Origin of the sequence: Pseudomonas sp. MWU13-3659, from assembly GCF_023757525.1 — a bacterium.
Classification (GTDB): domain Bacteria; phylum Pseudomonadota; class Gammaproteobacteria; order Pseudomonadales; family Pseudomonadaceae; genus Aquipseudomonas; species Aquipseudomonas entomophila_E.
Genome location: NZ_JAMSHW010000047.1, coordinates 1 through 23,730 on the forward strand (window position 1 = coordinate 1; position 23,730 = coordinate 23,730).

Annotated in this window: 26 protein-coding genes; 14 read left to right on the forward strand and 12 right to left on the reverse strand. The window is 64.6% G+C overall.

Annotation, left to right across the window (positions count from 1 at the left end):
• Nucleotides 1-149 precede the first annotated feature (149 nt).
• Nucleotides 150-1,349: an enoyl-ACP reductase FabV gene (gene fabV / locus NGM28_RS27020; protein WP_286089110.1), complete on the forward strand. Its 1,200-nt coding sequence runs from the start codon at nt 150-152 to the stop codon at nt 1,347-1,349.
• Nucleotides 1,350-1,489: 140 nt separating this feature from the next.
• Nucleotides 1,490-2,395: an alpha/beta hydrolase family protein gene (locus tag NGM28_RS27025; protein ID WP_252092355.1), complete on the forward strand. Its 906-nt coding sequence runs from the start codon at nt 1,490-1,492 to the stop codon at nt 2,393-2,395.
• A 96-nt stretch (nt 2,396-2,491) separates the two neighbouring features.
• Here the strand turns inward: NGM28_RS27025 and NGM28_RS27030 are convergent, their stop codons facing one another.
• The 5 genes from NGM28_RS27030 to NGM28_RS27050 form a co-directional block, all read right to left on the reverse strand.
• The gene (locus NGM28_RS27030) at nt 2,492-2,833 is read right to left on the reverse strand and encodes a HopJ type III effector protein (RefSeq protein ID WP_252092356.1); all 342 of its coding nucleotides are present in this window, start codon (nt 2,831-2,833) and stop codon (nt 2,492-2,494) included.
• Complete coding sequence (locus tag NGM28_RS27035; protein WP_252092357.1) at nt 2,826-3,122, reverse strand: DUF1244 domain-containing protein; 297 nt, start codon at nt 3,120-3,122, stop codon at nt 2,826-2,828. Before NGM28_RS27035 ends, NGM28_RS27030 begins: the two co-directional genes overlap by 8 nt.
• 9 nt (nt 3,123-3,131) lie before the next feature.
• Complete coding sequence (gene folM, locus NGM28_RS27040; protein ID WP_240064539.1) at nt 3,132-3,869, reverse strand: dihydromonapterin reductase; 738 nt, start codon at nt 3,867-3,869, stop codon at nt 3,132-3,134.
• A gap of 32 nt (nt 3,870-3,901) precedes the next feature.
• Nucleotides 3,902-4,471, reverse strand: coding sequence for an antibiotic biosynthesis monooxygenase (locus NGM28_RS27045; RefSeq protein WP_252092358.1), 570 nt, complete (start codon nt 4,469-4,471; stop codon nt 3,902-3,904).
• Between the two features lie 150 nt (nt 4,472-4,621).
• A complete protein-coding gene (locus NGM28_RS27050) occupies nt 4,622-5,245 on the reverse strand; it encodes a hypothetical protein (RefSeq protein ID WP_240064537.1) in 624 nt (207 codons plus the stop codon).
• A 195-nt stretch (nt 5,246-5,440) separates the two neighbouring features.
• Here NGM28_RS27050 and NGM28_RS27055 point away from each other — a divergent pair, with 195 nt between their 5' ends.
• Nucleotides 5,441-5,896 carry a flavodoxin gene (locus NGM28_RS27055; RefSeq protein ID WP_240064536.1) on the forward strand — a complete coding sequence of 152 codons (456 nt, stop codon included), beginning with the start codon at nt 5,441-5,443 and terminating at the stop codon, nt 5,894-5,896.
• 121 nt (nt 5,897-6,017) lie between these two features.
• On the opposite strand, the gene NGM28_RS27060 is transcribed toward NGM28_RS27055, so the two are convergent.
• Entirely contained in the window at nt 6,018-6,896 is an 879-nt protein-coding gene (locus NGM28_RS27060) for a LysR family transcriptional regulator (RefSeq protein WP_240064535.1), read from the reverse strand.
• A gap of 100 nt (nt 6,897-6,996) precedes the next feature.
• Between NGM28_RS27060 and NGM28_RS27065 the strand changes: the two genes are divergently transcribed.
• The 5 genes from NGM28_RS27065 to NGM28_RS27085 all read left to right on the forward strand — a co-directional run bounded on the left by NGM28_RS27065 (nt 6,997) and on the right by NGM28_RS27085 (nt 13,864).
• Nucleotides 6,997-7,383 (forward strand): CidA/LrgA family protein, encoded by a 387-nt coding sequence (locus tag NGM28_RS27065; RefSeq protein WP_240064534.1) that lies wholly within the window; start codon nt 6,997-6,999, stop codon nt 7,381-7,383.
• Nucleotides 7,373-8,059: an LrgB family protein gene (locus NGM28_RS27070; protein ID WP_240064533.1), complete on the forward strand. Its 687-nt coding sequence runs from the start codon at nt 7,373-7,375 to the stop codon at nt 8,057-8,059. The genes NGM28_RS27065 and NGM28_RS27070 overlap by 11 nt, the downstream gene beginning before the upstream one ends.
• 185 nt (nt 8,060-8,244) lie before the next feature.
• Nucleotides 8,245-9,150 (forward strand): alpha/beta fold hydrolase, encoded by a 906-nt coding sequence (locus NGM28_RS27075; RefSeq protein WP_252092359.1) that lies wholly within the window; start codon nt 8,245-8,247, stop codon nt 9,148-9,150.
• Nucleotides 9,151-9,265: 115 nt separating this feature from the next.
• Nucleotides 9,266-10,180: an SDR family oxidoreductase gene (locus NGM28_RS27080; protein WP_252092360.1), complete on the forward strand. Its 915-nt coding sequence runs from the start codon at nt 9,266-9,268 to the stop codon at nt 10,178-10,180.
• Nucleotides 10,181-10,696: 516 nt separating this feature from the next.
• The gene (locus tag NGM28_RS27085; RefSeq protein ID WP_252092361.1) at nt 10,697-13,864 is read left to right on the forward strand and encodes a dermonecrotic toxin domain-containing protein; all 3,168 of its coding nucleotides are present in this window, start codon (nt 10,697-10,699) and stop codon (nt 13,862-13,864) included.
• Here NGM28_RS27085 and NGM28_RS27090 read toward each other — a convergent pair.
• The gene (locus NGM28_RS27090) at nt 13,861-14,637 is read right to left on the reverse strand and encodes an IclR family transcriptional regulator (protein ID WP_252092362.1); all 777 of its coding nucleotides are present in this window, start codon (nt 14,635-14,637) and stop codon (nt 13,861-13,863) included. The genes NGM28_RS27085 and NGM28_RS27090 overlap by 4 nt on opposite strands.
• A gap of 189 nt (nt 14,638-14,826) precedes the next feature.
• On the opposite strand from NGM28_RS27090, the gene hmgA reads away from it, so the two are divergent.
• The 4 genes from hmgA (at nt 14,827) to NGM28_RS27110 (ending at nt 19,580) form a co-directional block, all read left to right on the forward strand.
• Complete coding sequence (gene hmgA, locus NGM28_RS27095) at nt 14,827-16,128, forward strand: homogentisate 1,2-dioxygenase (protein WP_252092363.1); 1,302 nt, start codon at nt 14,827-14,829, stop codon at nt 16,126-16,128.
• A 3-nt stretch (nt 16,129-16,131) separates the two neighbouring features.
• On the forward strand, nt 16,132-17,424 hold the full coding sequence (gene fahA, locus NGM28_RS27100) for a fumarylacetoacetase (protein ID WP_252092364.1): 1,293 nt from the start codon (nt 16,132-16,134) through the stop codon (nt 17,422-17,424).
• A 12-nt stretch (nt 17,425-17,436) separates the two neighbouring features.
• Nucleotides 17,437-18,066: a maleylacetoacetate isomerase gene (gene maiA, locus NGM28_RS27105; protein WP_252092365.1), complete on the forward strand. Its 630-nt coding sequence runs from the start codon at nt 17,437-17,439 to the stop codon at nt 18,064-18,066.
• A gap of 164 nt (nt 18,067-18,230) precedes the next feature.
• Nucleotides 18,231-19,580 (forward strand): MFS transporter, encoded by a 1,350-nt coding sequence (locus NGM28_RS27110; RefSeq protein ID WP_252092366.1) that lies wholly within the window; start codon nt 18,231-18,233, stop codon nt 19,578-19,580.
• Here NGM28_RS27110 and NGM28_RS27115 read toward each other — a convergent pair.
• Nucleotides 19,569-20,375, reverse strand: coding sequence for a SirB1 family protein (locus NGM28_RS27115; protein WP_252092367.1), 807 nt, complete (start codon nt 20,373-20,375; stop codon nt 19,569-19,571). The genes NGM28_RS27110 and NGM28_RS27115 overlap by 12 nt on opposite strands.
• 123 nt (nt 20,376-20,498) lie before the next feature.
• Here NGM28_RS27115 and NGM28_RS27120 point away from each other — a divergent pair, with 123 nt between their 5' ends.
• Complete coding sequence (locus NGM28_RS27120; RefSeq protein ID WP_252092368.1) at nt 20,499-21,518, forward strand: Leu/Phe/Val dehydrogenase; 1,020 nt, start codon at nt 20,499-20,501, stop codon at nt 21,516-21,518.
• Between the two features lie 67 nt (nt 21,519-21,585).
• Here the strand turns inward: NGM28_RS27120 and NGM28_RS27125 are convergent, their stop codons facing one another.
• Nucleotides 21,586-21,849, reverse strand: coding sequence for a YebG family protein (locus NGM28_RS27125; protein ID WP_252092369.1), 264 nt, complete (start codon nt 21,847-21,849; stop codon nt 21,586-21,588).
• A gap of 243 nt (nt 21,850-22,092) precedes the next feature.
• Here NGM28_RS27125 and NGM28_RS27130 point away from each other — a divergent pair, with 243 nt between their 5' ends.
• Nucleotides 22,093-22,563: a phosphate-starvation-inducible protein PsiE gene (locus NGM28_RS27130; protein ID WP_011535644.1), complete on the forward strand. Its 471-nt coding sequence runs from the start codon at nt 22,093-22,095 to the stop codon at nt 22,561-22,563.
• A gap of 3 nt (nt 22,564-22,566) precedes the next feature.
• Here the strand turns inward: NGM28_RS27130 and NGM28_RS27135 are convergent, their stop codons facing one another.
• From NGM28_RS27135 to NGM28_RS27145, 3 genes are all read right to left on the reverse strand, one after another.
• Nucleotides 22,567-22,854: a DUF3509 domain-containing protein gene (locus tag NGM28_RS27135; protein ID WP_252092370.1), complete on the reverse strand. Its 288-nt coding sequence runs from the start codon at nt 22,852-22,854 to the stop codon at nt 22,567-22,569.
• Between the two features lie 130 nt (nt 22,855-22,984).
• A complete protein-coding gene (locus NGM28_RS27140) occupies nt 22,985-23,332 on the reverse strand; it encodes an HPF/RaiA family ribosome-associated protein (protein ID WP_011535642.1) in 348 nt (115 codons plus the stop codon).
• Nucleotides 23,333-23,529: 197 nt separating this feature from the next.
• The coding region (locus tag NGM28_RS27145; RefSeq protein ID WP_252092371.1) for a hypothetical protein at nt 23,530-23,730 on the reverse strand (201 nt) is incomplete at its 5' end.

Consider the following 23,730-nt stretch of genomic DNA (forward strand, 5'->3'; position numbering starts at 1 on the left):
GCCTTGCCGGCGAATGGGGCCATGCAGCAATGTGAATCACCCCGTAATATGTGTCGGATATCCCGCGAGGGTAGTCTCACCCTCTAGATCAAACGGAACCGCCCCTGATGCGGGCGTTTCCCCAGCCTAAACCTGACGAGGTACAGACATTGGCCATCATTCATCCCAAGGTTCGCGGTTTCATCTGCACCACGACTCACCCCAAGGGCTGCGAGCTCAACGTCCGTGACCAGATCGAAGCCACCCGCAAGCTGGGCGTGCGCGAGGATGGTCCGAAGAAAGTCCTGGTGATCGGCGCCTCCAGCGGCTACGGCCTGGCCGCGCGCATCACCGCGGCATTCGGCTTCAAGGCCGACACCCTGGGCGTGTTCTTCGAAAAACCAGGCACCGAGACCAAGGCCGGTACCGCCGGCTGGTACAACGCCGCCGCCTTCGACAAGTTCGCCAAGGCCGAAGGCCTGTACAGCAAGTCGATCAACGGTGACGCCTTCTCCGACGAAGCCCGCGCCAAAGTGATCGAGCTGATCAAGAACGAAATGGGCGGCCAGGTCGACCTGGTCATCTACTCCCTGGCCTCGCCGGTGCGCAAGCTGCCGCAGACCGGTGAGCTGGTGCGTTCGGCACTGAAACCGATCGGTCAGCCGTACAAGTCGACCGCCATCGACACCAACAAGGACACCGTCATTGAGGCCAGCATCGAGCCGGCCACCGAGCAGGAAATCGCCGACACCGTCACCGTCATGGGTGGCCAGGACTGGGAGCTGTGGATCGACGCCCTGAACGCCGCTGGCGTGCTGGCACCGCAGGCCCGCACCGTGGCCTTCAGCTACATCGGCTCCGACATCACCTGGCCGATCTACTGGGACGGCGCGCTGGGCAAGGCCAAGCAGGACCTGGACGAAACCGCCCAGCGCCTGGGCAAGAAAGTCGGTGGCAGTGCCAACGTTGCGGTGCTGAAGTCGGTGGTTACCCAGGCCAGCTCGGCCATCCCGGTGATGCCGCTGTACCTGTCGATGGTCTTCAAGATCATGCAGGAGAAGGGTATCCACGAAGGTACCCAGCACCAGCTGGACCGCATGTTCCGTGACCGCATGTACCGTGCGGACGGTGCGCCGGCGGCCCTGGACGACGAAGGCCGTCTGCGCCTGGACGACTGGGAACTGCGTGATGACGTGCAGGACGCCTGCCGTGCCATGTGGCCGAAGGTGACCACCGAGAACCTGTTCGAGCTGACCGACTACGCCGGTTACAAGAAGCAGTTCCTCAACCTGTTCGGCTTCGAGCGCGCTGACGTCAACTATGACGAAGACGTGGCCACCGACGTGAAGTTCGACTGCGTCGAGCTGTAAGGCCTTCTGGTTGTTCGCCGGCAAGCCGGCTCCTACGGAGAACGCGCCGATCCTGAGATTGGCGCAACGTTCGTAGGCGCCGGCTTGCCGGCGAAAGGGCCCTTTTGCTAGCGTTGGCGCACAACCGCAGGGAGCGCGCCATGAGCAGCCTCACTCAACCCGCCACCGCCTTTCGCCACACCGCCGCCGACGGCTACAGCCTCGGAGGCTTCCGCTGGCGCCACGCCACACCCGACCGCCAGCGCCCGCTGGTGATCATCAACGCCGCCACCTCGGTGCGCTGCCGCTACTACTCCCGTTTCGCCGACTACCTCTTTGCCCAGGGCTTCGATGTGCTGACCTACGACTACCGTGGCATCGGCGAGTCGCGCCCGGCATCGCTGCGCGGGTTCCAGGCCAGCTGGAGCGACTGGGGGCGGTTGGATTTCGAGGCCATGCTGCAACTGGCCGCCGCCGAGCACCCTGGCCAGCCGGTGCATGTGGTCGGGCACAGTTTCGGTGGCTGGGCGCTGGGGTTGGCGCCGTCCGCGGCGCAGGTCAGGCATGCGGTGCTGGTGGGCGCGCAGTTCGCTTATTGGCGCGACTACGCGGCGGACCAGCGCTGGCAATTGTTTGGCAAGTGGCATGTAGTGATGCCGCTGCTGACGCGAGTGTTCGGCTACTTTCCGGGCAAGCGCCTCGGTTGGCTGGAGGACACCCCGGCAGGGGTGGTGCGTGACTGGAGCACCCGCACGCCACGCTACGAGCAGCGCCCCAGTGGGCGCTCGCTTGAAGCGCCGCCGTTCGCCCAGGTCCAGGCCGCCACCTTGGCCATCAGCCTGACTGACGACCCGTTCGGCACGGTGGCCGCGACCGAGCGCCTGTTGGGTTATCTGAACGGTGCCGTGCGCAGGCACCTGCGGCTGGCGCCTGTGGATATCTCGGTCGAGGCGATCGGCCATTTCGCCTTTTTCCACGACCGCTTCCGCGAAAGCCTGTGGCCGATCGCGTTGGGCTGGCTGCAACATGCCAACCTCCCCACCAACACCCCAGGCCGCGTCCTGTAGGAGCCAGCCTTGCTGGCGATGCAAGGCGCAGCCTTGCCCTGCATCACACGGACGCTTTCGCCAGCAAGGCTGGCTCCTACAGATGAGCGTGCGGCTTCAGGCCAGGCGCGTCAGCGGCTGCGCTGCGAACTTCACACCGGCCAGCCCGTGCTTGATCAGCGCACGAATATTGCCATGGTCGCTACCCTCGGGCGTGGCCACCACGCTGCGGTAGTGCTCGCCGAAGGCCAGCAGCGCTTCCTGGTCGCTCAACCCTTCCAGCAGGGCCAGGCCCAGGGTCTTGCACGAGCCTTCGTTCTGACCGGCGGCATTGTGCACGTCGCCGTTGTCGAAAGCCTGGGGCTGGTAGCTGTAGTGGGCGGCGACGAAGGCCAGGGTGTCGGCAAACAGGTGTTCGCCGCTGGCGAGGCTGCTGCGCAGGGTGTTCAGGTCAGTCACGGGGTTTTCCTTGTTCGAACGCCGCTTGCTGCTCGGCGCTGGCTTCTTTCTGGTGGAGGGCTTTCCACTCGTTGTAGGGCATGCCGTACACCTGCTCGCGGGCATCGTCCAGGCTCTGTTCGATCTGGCGATCGTCGGCGGCGGCCTTGAGCCATTTCGACAGGCAGTTGCGGCAGAAGCCGGACAGGTTCATCAGGTCGATGTTCTGCACGTCGGTGCGCTTCTGCAGATGGTCGACCAGGCGCCGGAACGCGGCGGCTTCGAGTTCGAGCTGTTGTTGCGGGGTCATGGGCGTCTCTCAGGTCATGCGGTTCTTCAGATGGCGGCCACCGTTGATGACCACCTGGCTGCCGGTGCTGTACTGGCTTTCGAGCAGGAACAGCACGGCGTCGATCAGCGGGCGGGCGCCGGGTTCGAATTCGAGCAGGGCTTTCTTCAGTGTCTGCTGGCGGTACTGCTCGTCGCCACCTTCCTTGAGAATGAGCAGGCCCGGCAGGATACCGTTGACACGCACCTTGGGCGCGTACTTTTCGGCGAACGACAGCACCATGTTCTGCAAGGCCGCCTTGGTGGCCGCGTAGCCGATGTGGCTCTTGCTGCCGCGCGAGGAGGTCTCGTCGCAGATATGGATGATGTCGGCCTTGTCCACCTTGGCCAGCAGTTCGCCGAGGGCCAGGTTGAGGTGGTAGGGCGCCTCGACGTGCAGGCGGAACATGGTGTCGAGGTTGTCGAGGCCGTCGTCGAGCCACAGCGAGGCGTTGTGGATGATCGCGCGCAGGCCGTCGTAGTGGCTGTGCAGGTGGTCGATCAGGGCCTGGCGGTCGGCGGCTTGTGTCAGGTCGGCCTGGAACTGCCGGATGTTCGGGTGCGGCGCCTGCGGGTGCAGGCTGCGGCTGGCGCTGACCACCGTATGGCCGGCCTGTGCCAGCTCAAGGGCCAGGGCCAGCCCGACGCGCTGGCTGGCTCCGGTGATGAGGATTGGGCTGTTCATGTGCGGGGCGGTCTGTTCGTCTGTCCGTGCGTGATGCCCCAGCATACCCGAACTGCGTGGCCTTGCGAGCCCGAGCCTCAGCGGCTGCGCAGGCCCCTGGGGCGCTCTTGCTCCGGGCGTGGGGCCGGGTTCAGCCAGCCGGCCAGCAAGCGGGTCGACAGGGGGATGAACAGGTACACCATGACCGGCGTCAGGGCCAGGGTGCTGAGCAGCACGCGGGGCAGCAGGTCAAGCGGTGCCAGCCAGTGGCCGAACAGCAGGTTGAACAGCAACGAGACCGGGAAGAACGCCAGCCAGATGGCCGTGGCCTGCTTCCAGCGCGGCGGCTTTTGCACCATGTTGGTGCCGAACCAGTCGTCGATACCACTAACGCGCCTCTCTTTGGGGCGTTCGAACAGGCCGTCGCCGCGTTGCAGCCAGGCGCGGCGCGAGGCGGAATGTTCCCAGGCGTGCAGTGTTTGTTCGTCGGTGAAGCGGAAGATGATCTGGAATTCATCGCCGTCGGTAGGTGGGGCGAGGATGCCCGAGCCGAGATAGCCGGGGAAGTCGGTGGCCAGCTGCTCGCCTTCGTGCAGCCAGGCCAGCAGGTCCTGGTAGCGGCCATGGGCGGCGCGGCGCGACACCATCAGGGTGACGGGGGTAGACATCGTGTATCTCCTGGCGACGGGGCTGGCGGGTAGCCGGCTCCTCTTCATGCGCGGCCCGGGGTGGTGGGCAGCGCAGGCGTGCTTGCAAGAATCGGGCACGGATTATCGCCGATCGATCATGACCGGTCAGTTTCAGCCGTCGGGTGGTCGTCAGACCGCGAGGGGCGCCTGGGCGTGCAGCTCGGGGTGGGCCTGGCGATGGGCCTGCAGGATGTATTCGCGCAGGCGCTCGATCTCTTCGGCGGGGCTGTGCGACAGGTCATAGGCCGCCAGCCGCGGGCCGATGCGCCGGCGCAGCGTGCCGTGCAGGCCGATTGCCGGGATGCCTTCGGGGGCGAAGTGCAGGTCGAACTGCGCGGGGGCGGTACTGCGGTCGCGTACTTCCAGCAGCACACCCTTGAACGAGATGTCGCGAACCCACAGCGCGCTTTGACGGTGGTGACCGTCCAACAGTGGCGCGGGTTGTTCCAGCGACAGGCGCCAGGGCCGCAGCATGGGGCCGTCTTCGTAGATGTCCGGCGAACCCAGCTGCAGGTGCAGGGCGTGGAACTCGTCCTCGACCAGTTGCAGCGGGAAGCTCAACTGCTGGTTGTTGAAGCTGGCCTGCAGCGTGACTTGTTCGTTGGCCACCAGGCGGGTGAGCAAGTCCTTGAGACGACGGTCGCCGTTGACCAGCAGGCTCGACATGGGGTCGGCCAGGTTCAACTGCGGCGAATGCTGCATGTCCTGGATGAAGTCCAGCTCGTCCTGGGAGAGGAGGGCGTCTGCTTGCATGGTCGAACTCGAAGGGGCGATCGGTATGGGCGATTTCTTCACGGCGATGGACAGCGGTATATGGGCTTGGTTCATGCCACTGGTCGGATCGCGGTTCGATCCGACGGGCGCCTGTGACTTTTGGCGGAGGCGGCCTTTTGCCACTGTCGGATGCTAGTATCCTACGTTTTCACTCAGTTTCGGAATCCTCACCCGATGAAAGTCGCCATTATTTCCGGTTCGGTGTATGGCACCGCCGAAGAAGTCGCCCGTCACGCCGAGTCCCTGCTCAAGGCGGCAGGCCTTGAAGCCTGGCACGCCTCCCGTGCCACTCTGCAGGATCTCGAGGGCTTTGCCCCTGAAGCGTTGTTGGCCGTGACTTCGACCACCGGTATGGGCGAGCTGCCCGATAACCTGATGCCGCTGTTCAGCGCCATCCGCGACATCCTGCCAGCAGCATGGCGTGGGTTGCCGGGCGCGGTGATCGGCTTGGGCGATTCGAGCTATGGCGATACGTATTGCGGGGGCGGCGAGCAGATGCGCGAGTTGTTCGCCGAACTGGGGGTGCGTGAAGTGCTGCCGATGCTGAGGCTCGATGCCAGCGAGACCGTGACGCCGGAAACCGATGCCGAGCCGTGGTTGGCGGAGTTCGCGGCAGCGCTCAAGGGCTGATGCGGTGCACCTGTAGGAGCGGCTTCAGCCGCGATGGAGGCAACGCGGTGCCTGGCACCCGCTTTGCGGGTGATCGCGGCTGAAGCCGCTCCTACAGGGGTGGGGCGAGCCAAATAGATGTTTAACGTGGCTCCCGTAACAACGCCAGCCACGCCTGCGCCGCCCGTGACAGATACGCCCCCCGCCGCCAGATGAAGGCGATATCCCACTTCAGGTAATCCGGCGCCCGCAACGGCAGGCGCACCACCCCGGGCCGCTCCAGCGCTCGCGCCACGATGGCCGGCAACAGCACCACGCCCTGGCCCGCCGCCACCAGTGCGGCGAGAAAGTCCGCCTGGCCACTGCGCCCCCCTTCCTTCGGCGTGAACCCCAGCTGCTGGCAGGCGCTGAGCAAGCGATCATTGAGCACGAAACTGCGCTGGTACAGCAGGAATGGCGTATCAGCCAGTTGCCCCAACTCGACCTCGGCCTGCCCCGCCAAGGCATGATCAGCCGGCAGCAGGGCCTCCAGCGCCTCGTTGCAGAAAGGTTGGTAGTCGAACGTCGGATCGCTCGGCGTCAAGCTACCCCCCAGCTCAAGTTCGCCACTCCTGACCGCTTGCTCGACCATGCGGCTGCCGCCTTCGAGCAATTGCACGCTGATATTCGGGTAACGCCGCCGGTATTCGGCGAACAACCCGGCGAAAAGAGCATCGCTGCCCAACAACGGCAGGCCGAGGCGCAGCTCGCCTCGGGCCAGTTGGCCGAGGTCGTCCAGCTCGTTGAGCAACTCCTGGCGCTGGCGCATCAGCGCTTCGCCGCGCTGCAGGACGATGCGTCCGGCGGCGGTCAGGTGCAGTTGCGAGCCTTGTCGCTCCAGCAAGGGCTGGCCGATGGCCTGTTCCAGTTGGGCGACCTGCTTGCTCACGGCCGATTGGCTGATGTGCAAAGTGCTCGCCGCCTGGGTGAAGCCGCCGCGATGAACAACTTCGATGAAGCTGCGCAGTTGTTTGAATTCCATGATTGCGATTCCATTTTGGAATGCCGATCAGTCTAACAATTCGCTTCTGGCCTAGGTGGCCGAATTCTACAATGGGCGCGTTGTCGAGGAACCCCCGCCCATGAATCCCGAAATGCTCAAGAAAACCCTCCGCCTGCTCGCCGAGCTGGCGGTGTTGCTCGCTCTGTTCCTGATCGGTGGCCAACTTGCCGCCTGGCTCGCCTGGCCGATCCCCGGCGGCGTGATGGGCCTGGCCTTGCTGCTGGCGTTGTTCGCCACCGGCGTGGTCAAGCCCGCCACCTTGCAACTGGGGGCCAAGTGGCTGATGGCCGAGATGCTGTTGTTCTTCATCCCGGCACTGATGAGCCTGCTGGACTACGGCAGCCTGCTGCGCAGCGAAGGCTGGCGCATCCTGCTGGTGATCGCCGTGAGCACCCTGCTGGTGATGGTGGTCACCGCCGTGACCGTGGAACTGGTATGCCGCTGGAGATTGCGCCATGAGCCTTGAGCCCATGCCGGTGTTCTGGCTCGCGCTGACCCTGGCGGCCTATCTGGCCAGCCGCTGGCTGTACCAACGCAGCGGGCGCTACCTGCTGTCGCCGTTGATCCTGGTGCCGGCGCTGCTGCTGGCGGTGGCCGTGCCGCTGCATACGGCCTATGCCGAGTACGCCCGCAACACCCACTGGCTGATGGGCGTGCTGGGCCCGGTGACCGTGGCCTTCGCCGTGCCGATCTGGCAGCAGCGGGCGCTGCTGGCCCGGCATTGGCCGGCGTTGCTGGTGGGCATGCTGGCCGGCAGCGTGGTGTCGATCGGCAGCTCGTGGGCGCTGGCGCACCTGCTGGCGCTGGACGAGTCGGTCAGCCTGTCGCTGCTGCCGCGCTCGATCACCACCCCGTTCGCCATGCCGGTGGCCCAGGACCTGGGGGGCGTGCCGGAGCTGACGGCGGTGTTCGTGATGTTCACCGGGGTGCTGGGCGCGCTGTTCGGCGGCGTGCTGCTGCGCTGGCTGCCGTTGCGCACGCCGCTGGCCCGTGGCGCGCTGTTCGGGGTCGGCGCCCATGGCGCGGGTGTGAGCCGGGCCCAGGAAGTAGGGCGCGAGGAGGGTTCGGTGGCCGGGCTGGTCATGGTCCTGACCGGCCTGCTCAACCTGTTGGCCGCGCCGTTGCTGGTCATGCTGCTGTGACCGTTCATGCCACTGACTCGCACGGTCATCAGGCTGGCTGCCAAGGCAACCTATCACCTTCGTAGGGGCTTCTAGACTGTGCCTCGACATAGAGAGCACATGTATGTGCCGAGGTGACTTGCAATGAACGCAGCCTTGCCCTATTCCGACACTCATTCCGACACTTACCCACCGGGACGACCGTGATGCCTCTGGCCGAGATTCCACTGTGCGTCTGGCGTACCCGGAGCAGGAGTTTCAGCTTCCGAGGCCAGAGCATCCGCTACTGGACGGCAGGGCAAGGAGAGCCACTGCTATTGCTTCACGGTTTCCCCACCGCCAGCTGGGATTGGCACTACCTGTGGGCACCGCTGACCCAACGCTACCGCGTGGTGGCTTGCGACATGCTGGGCTTCGGCGATTCGGCCAAGCCCCCGGACCACGACTACAGCCTGCTGGAGCAGGCCGACCTGCAACAGGCGCTGCTGGCCCACCTGCAGATCGACCAGCCGGTGCACCTGCTGGCCCATGACTACGGTGGCAGCGTGGCCCAGGAGCTGCTGGCGCGGCACCATGAGCAGCGCCTGGCCATCGCCAGTTGCGTGTTTCTCAACAGCGGGCTGTTCCCGGAAAGCTGCCGGGTGCTGCTGATCCAGAAACTGTTGCTCAGCCGCCTGGGCTGGCTGGTCGGGCGCTCGTTCGGGCGCGACGACCTGGTACGCAATGTCACCCAGGTCTACGGGCCCTGCACGCACCCCAGCGAGAGCGCGCTGGATGACTACTGGAGCCTGATCGCCGCCAATCATGGCCAGCGGATCCTGCACAAGCTGATCAATTTCCTGCCCGAACGTCGGGCCCAGCGCGAACGCTGGGTCAGCGCCTTGCAGCGCGCGAGCGTGCCGCTACGCTTCATCAATGGCGCGGTAGACCCGTTGTCGGGCGCGCACATGGTCGAGCGTTACCGGCAGGTGGTGCCGGAGCCGGACACCGTCGTGCTGCAGGGGATCGGCCATTACCCGCACACCGAGGCGCCGGTGCAGGTGCTACGTCATTACCTGGCGTTTCGTGAACAGCCGTTGAGTTTCATCCCGCAGAAGGTTGCCTGGTCGTGACCGGACGAACATCGCCGGGCGTTATCGCCCGGCATTCGCCACGGTGGGCTTGATTGCCCGGCGCCCATGGCAGGCGGAGACTGCTTGCATCCATCCATTGCCTGGAGCCCTGAGCATGAGCGAGCCGGTATGTCTGCAAGATCGAGTGGTGATTGTCACGGGGGCCGGTGGTGGCCTGGGCCGGGCCCATGCGCTGCTGTTCGCGGCAAGGGGCGCCAGGGTGGTGGTCAACGACCTGGGTGGCAGCACCCATGGCGAGGGCGCCAACGCCTCGGCGGCTGACCGGGTGGTGGCGGAGATCCGCGCCGCCGGCGGCACGGCGGTGGCCAACCATGATTCGGTCACCGATGGCGCACGCATCGTTGAGCAGGCCCTGGACAGCTTCGGCCAGGTCGATGTGCTGGTGAACAACGCCGGCATCCTGCGCGACAAGACCTTCCACAAGATGGAGGACAGCGACTGGGAGCTGGTCTACCGCGTGCATGTCGAGGGTGCCTACAAGCTCACCCACGCGGCCTGGCCACACCTGCGCGCGCAGAACTGGGGGCGGGTGATCTTCACCTCGTCCACGTCGGGCATCTACGGCAATTTCGGCCAGGCCAACTACGGCATGGCCAAGCTCGGGCTCTACGGCCTGACCCGCACCCTGGCCATCGAAGGCAGCAAGAACGGCATCCTGGTCAATGCCATTGCGCCAACCGGTGCGACCCGCATGACCGAAGGGCTGATCCCGCCCCAGGTGTTCGAGCGCCTCAAGCCGGAACTGATCAGCCCGCTGGTGGTGTACCTGGGCAGCGAACAGTGCCAGGACAGCGGCCAGTTGTTCGAGGTTGGCGGTGGCTGGGTGGGCAAGGTGCGCTGGGAGCGCAGCCTGGGCGTGGGCTTCGACCCGCGCGAGGGTTTCACACCGGAACAGGTGGCCGACAACTGGGGGCGGATCGGCGATTTCGCAGACGCGGTGCATCCGCAGGACAGCCTGCAGGCGTTGCAGCAGATGATGGCGAACTTGCAGCGGTTTCCGTTGGTGTAAGCAACATCTCTGGGAGGGCGCGACCTCTGTAGGAGCGGCTTGAGCCGCGATCACCCGCGAAGCGGGGCCAGCCCGCGTTGAATGCATCGCGGCTAAAGCCGCTCCTACAGAGGGTTTTGTTCTCTGCGCGATAGCAGCCCCACAGGGCATGAACATGCCGATGATTCTTGCAGAAATAAAAAAGGCCGCTGCAATCGCAGCGGCCAATCGAGACGTAGATCAAGGAGCTTCAAAATCAACGTCGGTGAATCATGGTGGCTCGAAAGGCGGGGGGGAGAGCGCTTCGTGCCGACCAGTGAGATAAGAATAAGCACTTGTTACTGTGGGAAAAATACCGGCTTCTGACATTCTCTATTACATCGTCCGTGATAATCCTTCCGTTTTCAGGGTGTAGAGCCAGAGCAATCTTTAGTCTGCGTAGGCTAGTTGAACTTTGGCCTGTCAGGCTTTCCCTCCTCCCTCCCTCTTTCACATTGTTCATTGTCCAGGCTCCTACACAAATATTGGAGAGTGAACATGAACCTCGAGCCGCTTTTCCTGGCTGAAATCGCCGATGCCGCTGACTTTCCCGGGCAGATGCTCGGTGCCGCCAACCTGAGCCACCTCGGTACGCAGGCACAGCAATTCCAGGACGATGTGCTCGGCGCGCTGGCCTTGAGCACGCTGGCGCTCCAGGCACAGCTGAGCAGCGCGCCAAGGCCGCCCGAGGACGTCGAGCAGTGGTGGTCGGAGCAGTCGGAGGTGTTATCCCAGCAGCTTCAGCATCACGTGGTGCTTGAGCTTCAGGCCTGGGCGATGCAACGCAGCACTGAAAGGCTGGCCATCGAGGCACTGTTGCCCAATGACCAGGCCAACCCGGCCATCGCTTCCGTCTCGCTGCGCACACAGGACGACCTGAGCATTCGGATTCCGGGCTGCGTGGCGATGCTTGCGCCTGGGGCTGACAGCGAGGCGCCCAAAGTGGTCTACGGTTTGGGCCTGGGTAAGTGGTTCGATATCGATCAGGACTTGGCCGAGCAGATGCTTTGGGATTTGAAGCAGGATGAGCAATGGTTAGCCAACTTGCTGCCGGAAGAACATGAGGCTTTGTCGAGCGCGGACGCCGTCGAGCTTGAATTCGAACCACTGGACGAGCCATTTGAAGACTATCTGATCCGGGACATGCAGGTGCTTCAGGCATGGCTGGTCGAGCAGGCCTTGGATGAGGAGGCGGGTGATATCGAGGCGGCGGTGTCGATGTACCCACTGGCCGAGCGGACCCAGAAGGCGGTGGCTGATCTGCTCGAAGCCTTCCGGCGCCGGCGGATGCCGGAGTGGATGCGCAACCTGTCGGACCCGGAGCGTGAGCGGATCGCCGAGCTCGACGAGGCGCTGGCCCAGGCGCAGGAGGCCCTTGTGCAGCACACCGGGCACACTGACTTTCACGGGTATGCCCTGGAGAAAATGAATGAATGGCTCGAGGCGGCCGGTGTCATGGAGGTTTCCGCGCAAGACATCGAACTGCACGTCAGCCATGACTTCGTTGCCGAGGGGCAGACGCATGCGACCAGCTTGCTGGAGTGGGTATGTGGCGGCGCCTATCTCGGGGATCACCTGACGGTGGCGTGCACCTGTGAAGACCTGCGGGATGTGTTGACGCCGGAGCATCTGGTGCAAATGGCGCAGGCGCTGGACCTTCAGGCGAGCTATGCCGAAATGGTCGAGAACGCTTACCGGGGGGATACCGCTGACACGCTGTTGCACAAAACGCTGGACGCCAAGCTGCGGCTCGCGGTTCAGGTGGCCGACTATCAAGGGCTCGATCGGCGTGGGGTGGCACTGCTCGAGGCTGCCTTGGAAGACGACTGGTCAGGCGCGTCGATAGGGGCCGCGCAGGTGTGCATCCTGCACGACGATCATCAGTTCACCCTCACCAATCACCTGTGCCTGAGCAACGACGATGACTACCTCCTCTACGCGCCTGGCTCGCCGAAAGGAGATTTCCGCTTTTTCACATCGAAGGAGGCATTGAGCCGCGGTGTGGGTGAGTTGACCGCCACTGCCGAAGGCAATGCCTATCTGTTGGCGCATGGGCAGCACGATGATCGTCGCGAGTTGGACAGGTTCCTTCAGGTGGTCCAGCTTCTGCCCGGCGCCTGGTCTGAGCAAACCTTGGCGTTGCAGGGGGCGCAGGTTAAAAGTTGGGAGAAAGTGGTTGATAAATGGGCGGTATTGAAGAGGGAGAAAATCAAGGATGACCTCAAGGCGATCAGGCCTGAAGCGTATCCTTATGCCGACGCGGACAAGCTGAAACGTGTGACGGACCTTGGCCATGAACTGCGGGTACTGGCGCTGGAATATCAGGCCACCGTGAACATCCCCACCGCCGAAGAGTACTTCCACAAGGCCGCGGATGACCTGCTCAATGTAGGGGGAGTGGGACCATGGATCGACCCCGACACCGTCGTGGTCGAGCAGGACGATGGGGAGAGGCAGGCGCTGGTCAGCCTGCTGATCGAGTCTGGGGAGAGTTTCCTCACACCCAGGGTCGCCCGGCTTCACTCCACCATCGGGCAGGACCTGTCGCACCTGAACAGGAGGGTGATCGAGCGCAGCATGCGCGAGCGCACGATCCAGAAGAACTATCAGGCCGAACTGGAGCGCCTCTACCTTGGTGACGACGAGCGAATCGACACCCCCGCGCTGGAGCTGCATCGGTACCTGTTGGGGTTGACCATGCAGCGTGATTGCCTGGTCGAGATCATGCGTGGATCACTCGAGGATCCGGCACATGTCCAGTGGCTTTCCGAGGTGTGTACGCAGTTCAACGAGGGTAGCTTCATCGAGGACTGCAAGCTGGCCGAGCTGATGATCAATGGGTGCCCGGTGCAAGGGGCTTATCTGCTTCAGTCCGACGCGGCGCGAGGCACGTTGGTCTATCTAAGCGATGGTCCACAAGGGCGGTCTTTGCTGACTGCATGGGACTTTGCCCAGCAATGGCAAGGGGACGACATCCAGGATTGGATGTTCAAACATATCCCGGTGGCGCAGGAGGAAAAAATCTATGCGCTGATCAGGGACCTTGAGGACGACAACGAGAACGATCCGACGGGGTTCAAGGGGCACCAGCGAATACTCTTCTCGTTGCGGACCTATCGCAATATCGACCACCTGGGGGCTTCGCTACGTGGCCAACTGCGGCAACTGCTCGATGAGGCCGAACGCAATGCCCGGGGTGTGTTGGCGCGTATCGGCTGGCAGATCTACTCGCACCTGTGGACGATCTTCAAGATCGTGACATTGCCATTTCCACCCGCGCGGCTGGCCATTGCGTTCGTCGATGCGGTCTACGCCTTCTACAAGGCGGCCGTGGCGCTTCGCGATGGTGATCAGTTCGAAGCGCTCAAACTCTATGTGACCGGCACGCTCGCCTTCCCTGGCATTATCGATGCGTTGAAACCGGTGGCGCAGGCGGTACTCATCGCGCCGGTCATGAAGGTTTGGTCGCATCTGTTCCCAGGCCCATCGTCGCCTTGGTTCAGCAAACTCAAGACGTTCATCCTGACCCACAAGCTGGAAAGACGAATCATCATGGAGATAGGCGGCGAAATCGTTTCGGGGCTCCACGAGAAGTTCGATAAGGAGTTGCTGCTCTACACCGCATACGTCGCCCTGGGACGCGAGCCTGATCGCCTGCCGGCCTAAGGCTGGTAACCCATCCGCCTGCTGACGGCCTCCACCGCCGCCAGCAGGCGCTGCGCCGCGGGCCCCTGTTCATCGGCATGGAAGATCGAAGTCGGCCCGACCACGGTCATCACTGCGGCGATCTGGCCCATGGCGTTGAATACCGGGGCGGACAGGGCGTCCACCCCAGGCATCAGCAAGCCGTGCACATGGTGCAGGCCGCGCTGACGGATCTGCGCCAGCAGTGCCGTGTAGTCGTCGGCAGTCTGCTGCCGCGCGGCCAGTTCCTGGTCGCGCAACTCGACAGTTTCCCGCTCCGGCAAGTGGGCGGCGAACACCAGCCCGGTGGAGGAACTCAGCAGCGGCAGCACCGAGCCGATCTGTGTCACCACTGTCACCGCGCGCACCGCCGGCTCGATGCTGACCACCGTCGCGCCCTGGTTGCCCCACACCGCGATGAAGCAGCTTTCGTTGAGTGCGTCGCGCAACTGCGACAGCGGCAACGCCGCCACCTTCAGCACATCGATGCTGCCCAGCGCCGCCATCCCCACCCGCAACGCCTCGCGGCCCAACCCGTAATGGTTGGTGGCCGGGTCCTGCTCGGCGAAGCCACTGGCGATCAGCGCCTGCAGGTAGCGGTGGACCTTGCTCGCCGGCATCTGCACATGCTCGGCCAGGCGCGACAGTGAGGTGGAGGGGGACAGTTCAGCCAGGGCCTTGAGGATGTCGGTGCCGACTTCCGCCGAGCGGACCTTCTGTTTGCCGTTGTCGGCGCTGGTGCTGGCTTTGGCCATGAGGGACTTCTACGCAGATTTCATTGGGTGGCGCCTTTATAGCTTGACGCCTGCGCACGAGCAAATTACGTTATTCGTAATCTGATTACGATAAATACAATGCAGACGCGCTGCCACCCCCGTGCCAGTCTCCGGATCGGGCCAGCAGCCAGCTGCCAGCAACGGCTCCGTGCGAGCCCGGAGGCCCCGATGACCCGCGACACATCCCCTCAACTCCAGTACCTGAGCGGCTTCGGCAACGAATTCGCCAGCGAAGCCCTGCCCGGTGCCTTGCCGGTGGGGCAGAACTCGCCGCAGAAGGCGCCCTACGGGCTGTACGCCGAGCTGCTGTCGGGCACCGCGTTCACCATGACCCGCAGCGAACTGCGTCGTACCTGGCTGTACCGCATCCGCCCGTCGGCGCTGCACCCGCGCTTCGAGCGCCTGGAGCGCCAGCCGCTGACCGGTGGGTTGGGCGCCATCAACCCAAACCGCCTGCGCTGGAGCCCCCAGCCGATGCCGGCCGAGCCTACCGACTTCATTGAGGGTTGGCTGCCGATGGTGGCCAACTCGGCTTCCGAGAAACCGGCCGGGGTGAGCATCTACATCTATCGCGCCAACCGCTCAATGGAGCGGGTGTTCTTCAACGCTGACGGTGAACTGCTGCTGGTGCCCGAGCAAGGTCGCCTGCGCATCGCCACCGAGCTGGGCGTGCTGGAAGTCGAGCCGCTGGAGATCGCGGTGATCCCGCGCGGCATGAAGTTCCGCGTCGAACTGCTCGACGACCAGGCCCGTGGCTATATCGCCGAGAACCACGGCGCGCCGTTGCGCATCCCGGACCTCGGCCCGATCGGCAGCAACGGCCTGGCCAACCCGCGTGATTTCCTCACCCCGGTAGCGCACTACGAAGAAACCAGCGGCCCGGTGCAACTGGTACAGAAGTTCCTCGGCGAACACTGGGCCTGCGAGCTGCAGCACTCGCCGCTGGACGTGGTCGCCTGGCACGGCAGCAACGTGCCGTACAAGTACGACCTGCGCCGCTTCAACACCATCGGCACGGTCAGCTTCGACCACCCCGACCCGTCGATCTTCACCGTGCTCACCTCGCCGACCAGCGTCCACGGCATGGCCAACATGGACTTCGTGATCTTCCCGCCGCGCTGGATGGTGGCCGAGAACACTTTCCGTCCGCCATGGTTCCACCGCAACCTGATGAACGAGTTCATGGGCCTGATCCAGGGCGCCTACGACGCCAAGGCCGAAGGCTTCCTGCCCGGCGGCGCCTCGCTGCACGGGGTGATGAGCGCCCATGGCCCGGACGCCGAGACCTGCGACAAGGCCATCTCGGTGGACTTGGCGCCGCACAAGATCGACAACACTATGGCCTTCATGTTCGAGACCAGCCAAGTGCTGCGCCCGAGCCGCCAGGCCCTCGAAAGCCCGCAGTTGCAGGCCGACTACGATAGTTGCTGGGCCACCTTGCCGAGCACCTTCAACCCGAACCGGAGATAACCGATGAACCAGACCGCCAACGCCCGTAGCTGGGTCGAGCACGCCAACGGGCACCGCGACTTCCCGCTGCAGAACCTGCCCCTGGGCATCTTCAGCCGCCCGGGGCAGGCGCCGCGTTGCGGCGTGGCCATCGGCGACGCCATCCTTGACCTGGAAGCCGTGCTGGCCGCCGGGCTGTTCGACGGCCAGGCCAAGGCCGCCGTCGAGGCCACCCAGGGTGGTGCGCTGAACGCCTTCTTCGCCCTGGGCCGCCCGGCCCGCGTGGCCCTGCGCGAGCGCCTGCTGGCGCTGCTGGGCGAGGGCAGCGAGCACCAGGCGGCATTGAAGGCCGCGCTGTATCCGGCCAGTGAATGCCAACTGCACCTGCCGGCGAAAATCGGTGACTACACCGACTTCTACGTGGGTATCGAGCACGCCAAGAACGTCGGCAAGCTGTTCCGCCCCGACAACCCACTGCTGCCCAACTACAAGCACGTGCCGATCGGCTACCACGGCCGCGCCTCGACCATCCGCCCGTCCGGCACCGACGTGCGCCGCCCCAAGGGCCAGACCCTGCCGGCCGGCCAGACCGAGCCGAACTTCGGCCCGTGCGCGCGCCTGGACTACGAACTGGAGTTGGGTATCTGGATCGGCCAGGGCAACGAGATGGGCCAACCGATCCCGATCGGCGACGCCGCCGAGCACGTGGCCGGCTTCTGCCTGCTCAACGACTGGTCGGCGCGTGATATCCAGGCTTGGGAGTACCAGCCGCTGGGCCCGTTCCTGTCCAAGAGCTTCATCACCACGGTGTCGCCGTGGGTGGTGACCGCCGAGGCCCTGGAGCCGTTCCGCTGCGCCCAGCCGGCGCGCCCGGAAGGTGACCCGCAGCCGCTGTCGTACCTGATGGACAAGCGCGACCAGGCTGGCGGCGCTTTCGACATCGAGCTGGAAGTGCTGCTGCTGACCGCAGGCATGCGCGAGCAGAACCTGCCGGCTCACCGCCTGACCTTGAGCAACACCCGCAGCATGTACTGGACCGTGGCGCAGATGGTCGCCCACCACAGCGTCAACGGTTGCCAGTTGCAATCGGGCGACCTGTTCGGTTCGGGCACCTTGTCCGGCGCGGCGCCGGGCTCGTTCGGCAGCCTGCTGGAGATCACCGAGGGCGGCAAGCACCCGGTGGAGCTGGCCAGCGGCGAGGTGCGCAAGTTCCTCGAGGACGGCGACGAGATCATCCTGCGCGCCCGTTGCGTGCGTGACGGCGTGGCCAGCATCGGTTTCGGCGAGTGCCGCGGCACTGTCGTTGCGGCCAACTGAGGGGACGGGGCGATGGAGCTGTTCACCTACTACCGTTCCACCTCGTCGTACCGCGTGCGTATCGCCCTGGCGCTCAAGGGCCTGGATTACCAGGCCGAGCCTGTGAACCTGCTCAAGGGCGAGCAGCGTGGCGAGCAATACCTGGCGCTCAACCCGCAAGGGCGGGTGCCGGCCCTGCGTACCGATGACGGCGAATTGCTGGTGCAATCGCCGGCGATCATCGAGTACCTGGAGGAAGCTCATCCACAGCCCGCGCTGCTGCCGACCTCCGCCGAGGCCCGGGCCAAGGTGCGTGGCGTGGCGGCAATCATTGGTTGCGACATCCACCCGCTGCACAACGTCAGCGTGCTGAACCAGCTGCGTCAGCTGGGGCATGACGAGAGCCAGGTCAACCAGTGGATCGGCCATTGGATCAGCCAGGGGCTGGCGGCGATCGAGAAACTGATCGGCGATGACGGCTTCTGCTTCGGCGCCACGCCGGGGTTGGCCGATGTCTACCTGATCCCGCAGCTGTATGCGGCCGAGCGCTTCAACATCGACCTTTCCGGCTACCCGCGCATCCGTCGGGTCGCCGCACTGGCCGAGCAGCACCCGGCCTTCCGGAAAGCCCACCCGGCGAGGCAGCCCGACACCCCCAACTGACCACACACTCATTGTGTTGACAGGCACCCTGTAGGAGCCGGCCTTGCCGGCGAACACCGGCAAGGCCGGTGCCATGCACCGTGCTGCCTGGTTCGCCGGCAAGCCGGCTCCTACACATACCATCGCGTTCCTATGGCATAAAAATAAAAGACAGGTACCTTGCGATGCACAACCAGATAGCCAGCTTTCGCGCGGCACTCGACGCGCGCCCGGTGTCTCCCTATCAGTGGCGCCTGCTGCTGCTGTTGATTCTGCTGTTGGTCACTGATGGTTATGACGCCCAGGTACTGGGCTACGTGATTCCGGCGCTGGCCCAGGACTGGGGGCTGGAGAAGGCCGCCTTCGGGCCGGTGTTCAGCGCCAACCTGTTCGGCCTGACGGTCGGTTCGCTGGCGGTGACGCCCCTGGCCGACCGTTTCGGCGTGCGCCGGGTGCTGCTGTGCTGTGTGCTGCTGTACGCCAGCCTGACGGTGCTGATGGTGTTTGCCACTTCCCTCGACAGCCTGATGCTGGCCCGATTCCTCTGCGGTATCGGCATGGGCGGCGCCATGCCCAGTGCCATGGCGTTGATGGCCGACTACGCGCCGCCGCGCCTGCGTACCCTGATGGTTACGCTGGCCGCCTGCGGCTTCTCGCTGGGGGGCGCTGCGGGCGGCTTCGTCGCGGCCGGCTTTATTGACCAGCACGGCTGGCAGGCGGTGTTTCTCGCTGGCGGCGTGGCACCGCTATTGTTGTTCCCATTCCTGGCCTTGTACCTGCCCGAGTCGCTGCCGCGCCTGCTGCGCGATGCGCCGCCGTATGCCCGGTTGCAACGGATTACCGCCCGCGTGCTGCCGGGCTGGCAGGTGCCAGTGGCACAGGTCGCCACCGATGAACCCACGGACAGCAAGCTCACCATGGTGGCGTTGTTCCGCGACGGTTTCGCCCGGGCGACCTTGCTGCTGTGGGGCACTTTCTTCGTCAGCCTGATCCTGCTGTATTTCATGATCAGCTGGCTGCCGTCTTTGTTGCAGGAAAGCGGGCTGGCGCTGAACCAGGCCAACCTGGTCACTTCACTGTTCCTGTTCGCCGGTACCTTCGGCGCGGTGTGCCTGGCCTGGTGCGCCGACCGCATGAAGAACAAGACCCGCCTGTTGGCCGGCGTGCTGCTCGGGGCGGCGGTGTTCAGCGTGCTGGTTGGCCTGAACCATGACGATCCGCGTTGGCTGGTGCCCAGCGTATTCGCCGCAGGGTTCTGCATCATTGGTGGGCAACTGACGCTCAATGCCTTCGTCAGCAACTTCTACCCGGCCCAGGTGCGCGCCACCGGCACCGGCTGGGCGCTGGGTGTCGGGCGTTTCGGCTCGATCCTCGGGCCGCTGATCGGCAGCCTGCTGCTGACCCTGCACATGCCGGTGGAGCAGATCTTCTTCTTCTGCGCCATTCCGGCGTTGCTGGGGGCGCTGCTGGTCAGCCAGGTGCGAGCGCCACGGCCGCGTGAAGTGGCGCCCAAGGGTGAAGCACTAATGGATTGAGCGCTTGCCGCTGGGCAGTTGGCCGAGCCGTTCACCAAGCTTGAGACGCTGCACCGGGTCGTCGGTCAGCAGCAGGGCGTGCTCCAGGTCGAAGCGTTCGGCCTGGGGGCAATCCAGGTGCTGGTACAGGGTGGCGCGGGCCAGGTAGTCGCCCACCTGCACCGGGCCCAGCTGCATGACCCGCTCGGCATCGATCAGCGCGGCCAGGTCGTTGTCGTTGCTGCTGTGCAACTGGCGCAGGTTGCGTGACAGGCGCTGCAGCATCTGCATCGGCGAGGCGCTGCGCAGGTGCTCGGCGGTCAGCGTGACCTGCGGGCCGAACTGGCGGGCCAGCAGGTCGCGGCAGTCGTTGGGGTAGAGGCGCCGGCCTCCACAAGGGTCGAGCAGGTGATCGGCGCCGGGTACGCGCAGCAGGAAGTGGCCGGGGAAGTTGACCCCCTCCAGCGGTATCGACAGGCACCGCGCCAGCTCCAGGGCCAGGATGGCCAGGGGCAGCGGCTGGCCACGGCGGCGTTGCAGCACCTTGTCCATCAGGGCCGCTTGCGGGCGCAACGGTTGGTATTCGTCTTGCTGGAAACCCAGGGCGTTCAGCTGGCGCAGCAGTGGCTGGGCCAGCTCATTGAGCGGCAGCATCGGCAGGTTGGCGCTGACCTCGCGCTGCAGCTCGTGCAGGCGAGCAAGGCCGGCCGCAGGCTCGACGGTCCGATCATGCTCGGCGGCGATCCACAGGGCGGCTTCCAGCAGGGCGGCCGGCTTGCGTTCCAGGCAGGCCAGGCAGGCTTGGCGTGGGTTCATGGCACCTCTCCATTACGCTTAACTTGTAGCCCTGGCGCCGGTTTTCGTCCAGTGGTCCGACCGCGTCGCGGCCGGTATCGGCCTGCCTATACTGGAGGGAGCACCTCACGGGGGAGCCTGTTGATGTTCGCCCTCATGCAAAGTACCCGTACTCAGTCGCTGCACCTGTTCATCGACCCGCCCACGGGCCTCAAGGCCGTGGTGGTGATCCACAGCGAGCAGCTGGGGCCGGCGATCGGCGGTTGCCGCTACCTGCCCTATGCCGATGACGAAAGTGCCATGACCGATGCCATCCGGCTGGCCCAGGGCATGAGCTACAAGGCCGCCCTGGCGGGGCTGCCGATGGGCGGTGGCAAGGCGGTGATCGTGCGCAACCCGCATGTGGAGAACCGCGCGGCGCTGTTCGAGGCCTTCGGTCGCTTCGTCGACACACTCCAGGGCCGTTTCATTACCGCCGTGGACAGCGGCACCTCGACCCTCGACATGGACTGCATTGCCCAGGCCACACCCCATGTGACCAGCACCACGGCCGCAGGCGACCCGTCACCCCACGCGGCCATGGGCGTGTTCGCCGGTATTCGTGCAACGTCCATGGCGCGCCTGGGCAGTGACAACCTGGAAGGCTTGCGGGTGGCGGTGCAGGGGCTGGGGAATGTGGGCTATGCGCTGGCCGAACAATTGCATGCGGCGGGTGCCGAGCTGTTGGTCAGCGATCTGGACCCTGGGAAGGTGCGGCTGGCGGTGGAGCAGTTCGGTGCTCATCCGGTGGTCAACGATGCATTGATCAGTACGCCGTGCGATATTTTCGCGCCATGCGGGGTGGGGCCGGTGCTCACCGGCCAGAGCGTGATGCAGTTGCGTTGCGCGGCGGTGGCAGGCTCGGCCAACAACCAGCTGACCACCTTGCAGGTGGCCGATCAGTTGGAAGCTCGGGGGATTCTGTACGCGCCCGATTACGTGATCAACGCTGGCGGGTTGATCTATGTGGTGCTCAAGCACCGGGGCGAGGCGTTGGGCACCATCACCGCGCACCTGGCGCGGATCCCGACCCGGCTGACCGATGTGTTTGCCCATGCCCAGGCGGAGAAACGCTCGCCGGCGCGGGTGGCGCAGATGCTGGCGGAACGGTTGTTGTACGGTTGAGGTCGGGGGGCGGTTCGCCGGTATACATTGACCCCCGTAGGAGCCGGCTTGCCGGCGAACACCAAAATCACTCCGCCGAACCACCTTCAAGCAACTCCGCCAACGCATCCGGCTGGCTCTTGAACGCCCGGGCGAACACATCGCGGTGCTTGGCCATGTAGATCCCGGCTTCCTCGACCTGCTGTTCGCTCAGCGACGGTACCGCCTTGTGCAGCACCTCGGCCAGGCGTTCGGCCAGTTCGAGCATCTTGTCGTGACGGTCTGCTTCGGCCTTATCCATGAACAAGCGCTCCGGGTCGCGGCTGCTGCGGTACACCACTTCGACGGCCATTCATCACCTCTGTGCCTTTTTGCTGGTTGGGGTTGCAGATAACTGTATCCATATACAGTACAGGCGAAAGCCACCGGACCGCAACCACGATGATGGCCTTTTGCGCTGAACCACAGCGTAGCCCACAGGTGTCCTGCGGCAATCGGCCGCCTTCCAAGGCAAGGGCGTGGCCCTTTAACTGCATGGCACAAGCGTCACAGAGGTGGCGCACCATCCTTCAGCCGTATCGGGGAATCGAACATCGTGAACATCAAATGGGCAGACAAACTGCGCAAGGGCCTGCATGGCTCGGCCGACTCGCTGGGCAACCTGTGCGTGGAGGCCTTCCACTACCTGGCGCTGTTCGGCATCGGCGCGATCACCGCCTATGCGGCAGTGGTCACCTTCATGGACATGCTGGGCAAGGGTGGGGTCAGCGTCGATGACATCCTGCTGCTGTTCATCTACCTGGAGCTGGGCGCCATGGTGGGGATCTACTTCAAGACCAACCACATGCCCATCCGCTTCCTGCTGTACGTGGCGATCACCGCGCTGACCCGCCTGCTGATCGGCGACGTGTCGCACCACAAGGCGCCGGACGTCGGCCTGCTGTACGTGTGCGGCGGCATCCTGTTGCTGGCGTTCGCCATCCTGGTAGTGCGCTACGCCTCGTACCGCTACCCGTCGACCAAGGTGCTGGACGCCAACGGCAAGGAAGTGGAAGAGGGCAAGTAAGCCTCAGTTGGCCAGCGTGCTGGCTGGGAAGCGCTGTTGGCAAGTAAGGGCGGCCAGCACTTCCAGCGGGTTCTGCCCCAGCTCGATGGCCAGGCCCAGGCGGATGCTGTCGATGACCCGTTGCAGGCGCACCGGGTCGTTGCGCTGGGCCTCGCTGACCAGGCGCTTGGCGACCACGCCGCTGTCGTCGGACAGCGTCAGCATGATGCTGCCGTCCAGGCGCTCGATGCTCAGGTTGACCCGGTATTCGGGGGTGAAGGCGGCGCTGATCTGCTCGAAAGGGTTGTTCATGGTCGACTTCTGCACTGAATGACTGCAGGCGTTGACCGGGGCAGGGCGGGGTTGGTTCAGGCCCGCTGATCGGCCTGGACGAAAACGCCCGGCGCAAGGCCGGGCGTTGGTTGTGTGCATCACCTGTGCTTCAGGCGTCCGGGTCACTCAGTTCCAGAGCGCCGCGCTTGCTGCGCAACTTGCCGTAGAAATGCTCCAGCGCGTTGTTCAGCTTGCCGGCCGCGCCGTCGACGGCCTGGTCCAGCGAAGTGGCGGTGTGGGTCACGGAAATCGGTTGGTGGCCTTTGGGGCGAGCCTCCATCTGGCAGCGTTTGTCATGCGGTCCGGGCTTTGCGCCGTTCTCGTCGCGCAGGTGCACCTCGATGCGGGTGAGGTCGTCCTCGAAGCGTTCGAGCGAGGCGTGCAGTGTGCTGCGGACCCACTCGTCGAGCCGGATGTTGCCTTCGATATGGTTGCTGCTGTTGACCTGGATTTGCATGATTCAATCCTTATTCAGCTTGCTCGCAGGGAGGCGTGCCTAGGCCCTTGAGGCCGTTGGTATTTCTTTGCCTCTTGACTCTAAGGTCAGGCAACCGCGGAGCGAATTCAACCCCCTTTTGAAAATAAATTTCCTGTTGCAAAAGCACTGTGGCATGACCCTGGTCATGGCGGGAATTTCTGTTTCTGACCTTTGGGTCAACTGCGCAAGAAGTTGTGCACTCGAATGTGGATAAGTGTGTGAATACATTGATGTAGAGCTTGTGCAGCAAGGCCTACAGCCAACTGCGCAACTTTTTGCCACCACTGCGCAAAAAGTTGCGCAACTTTTGGATGGTTTTTTCTTCGGCAGGCATCTAGATGGATATGTTGTGCCTGTAAGTTGTTGAAAGTAATAGT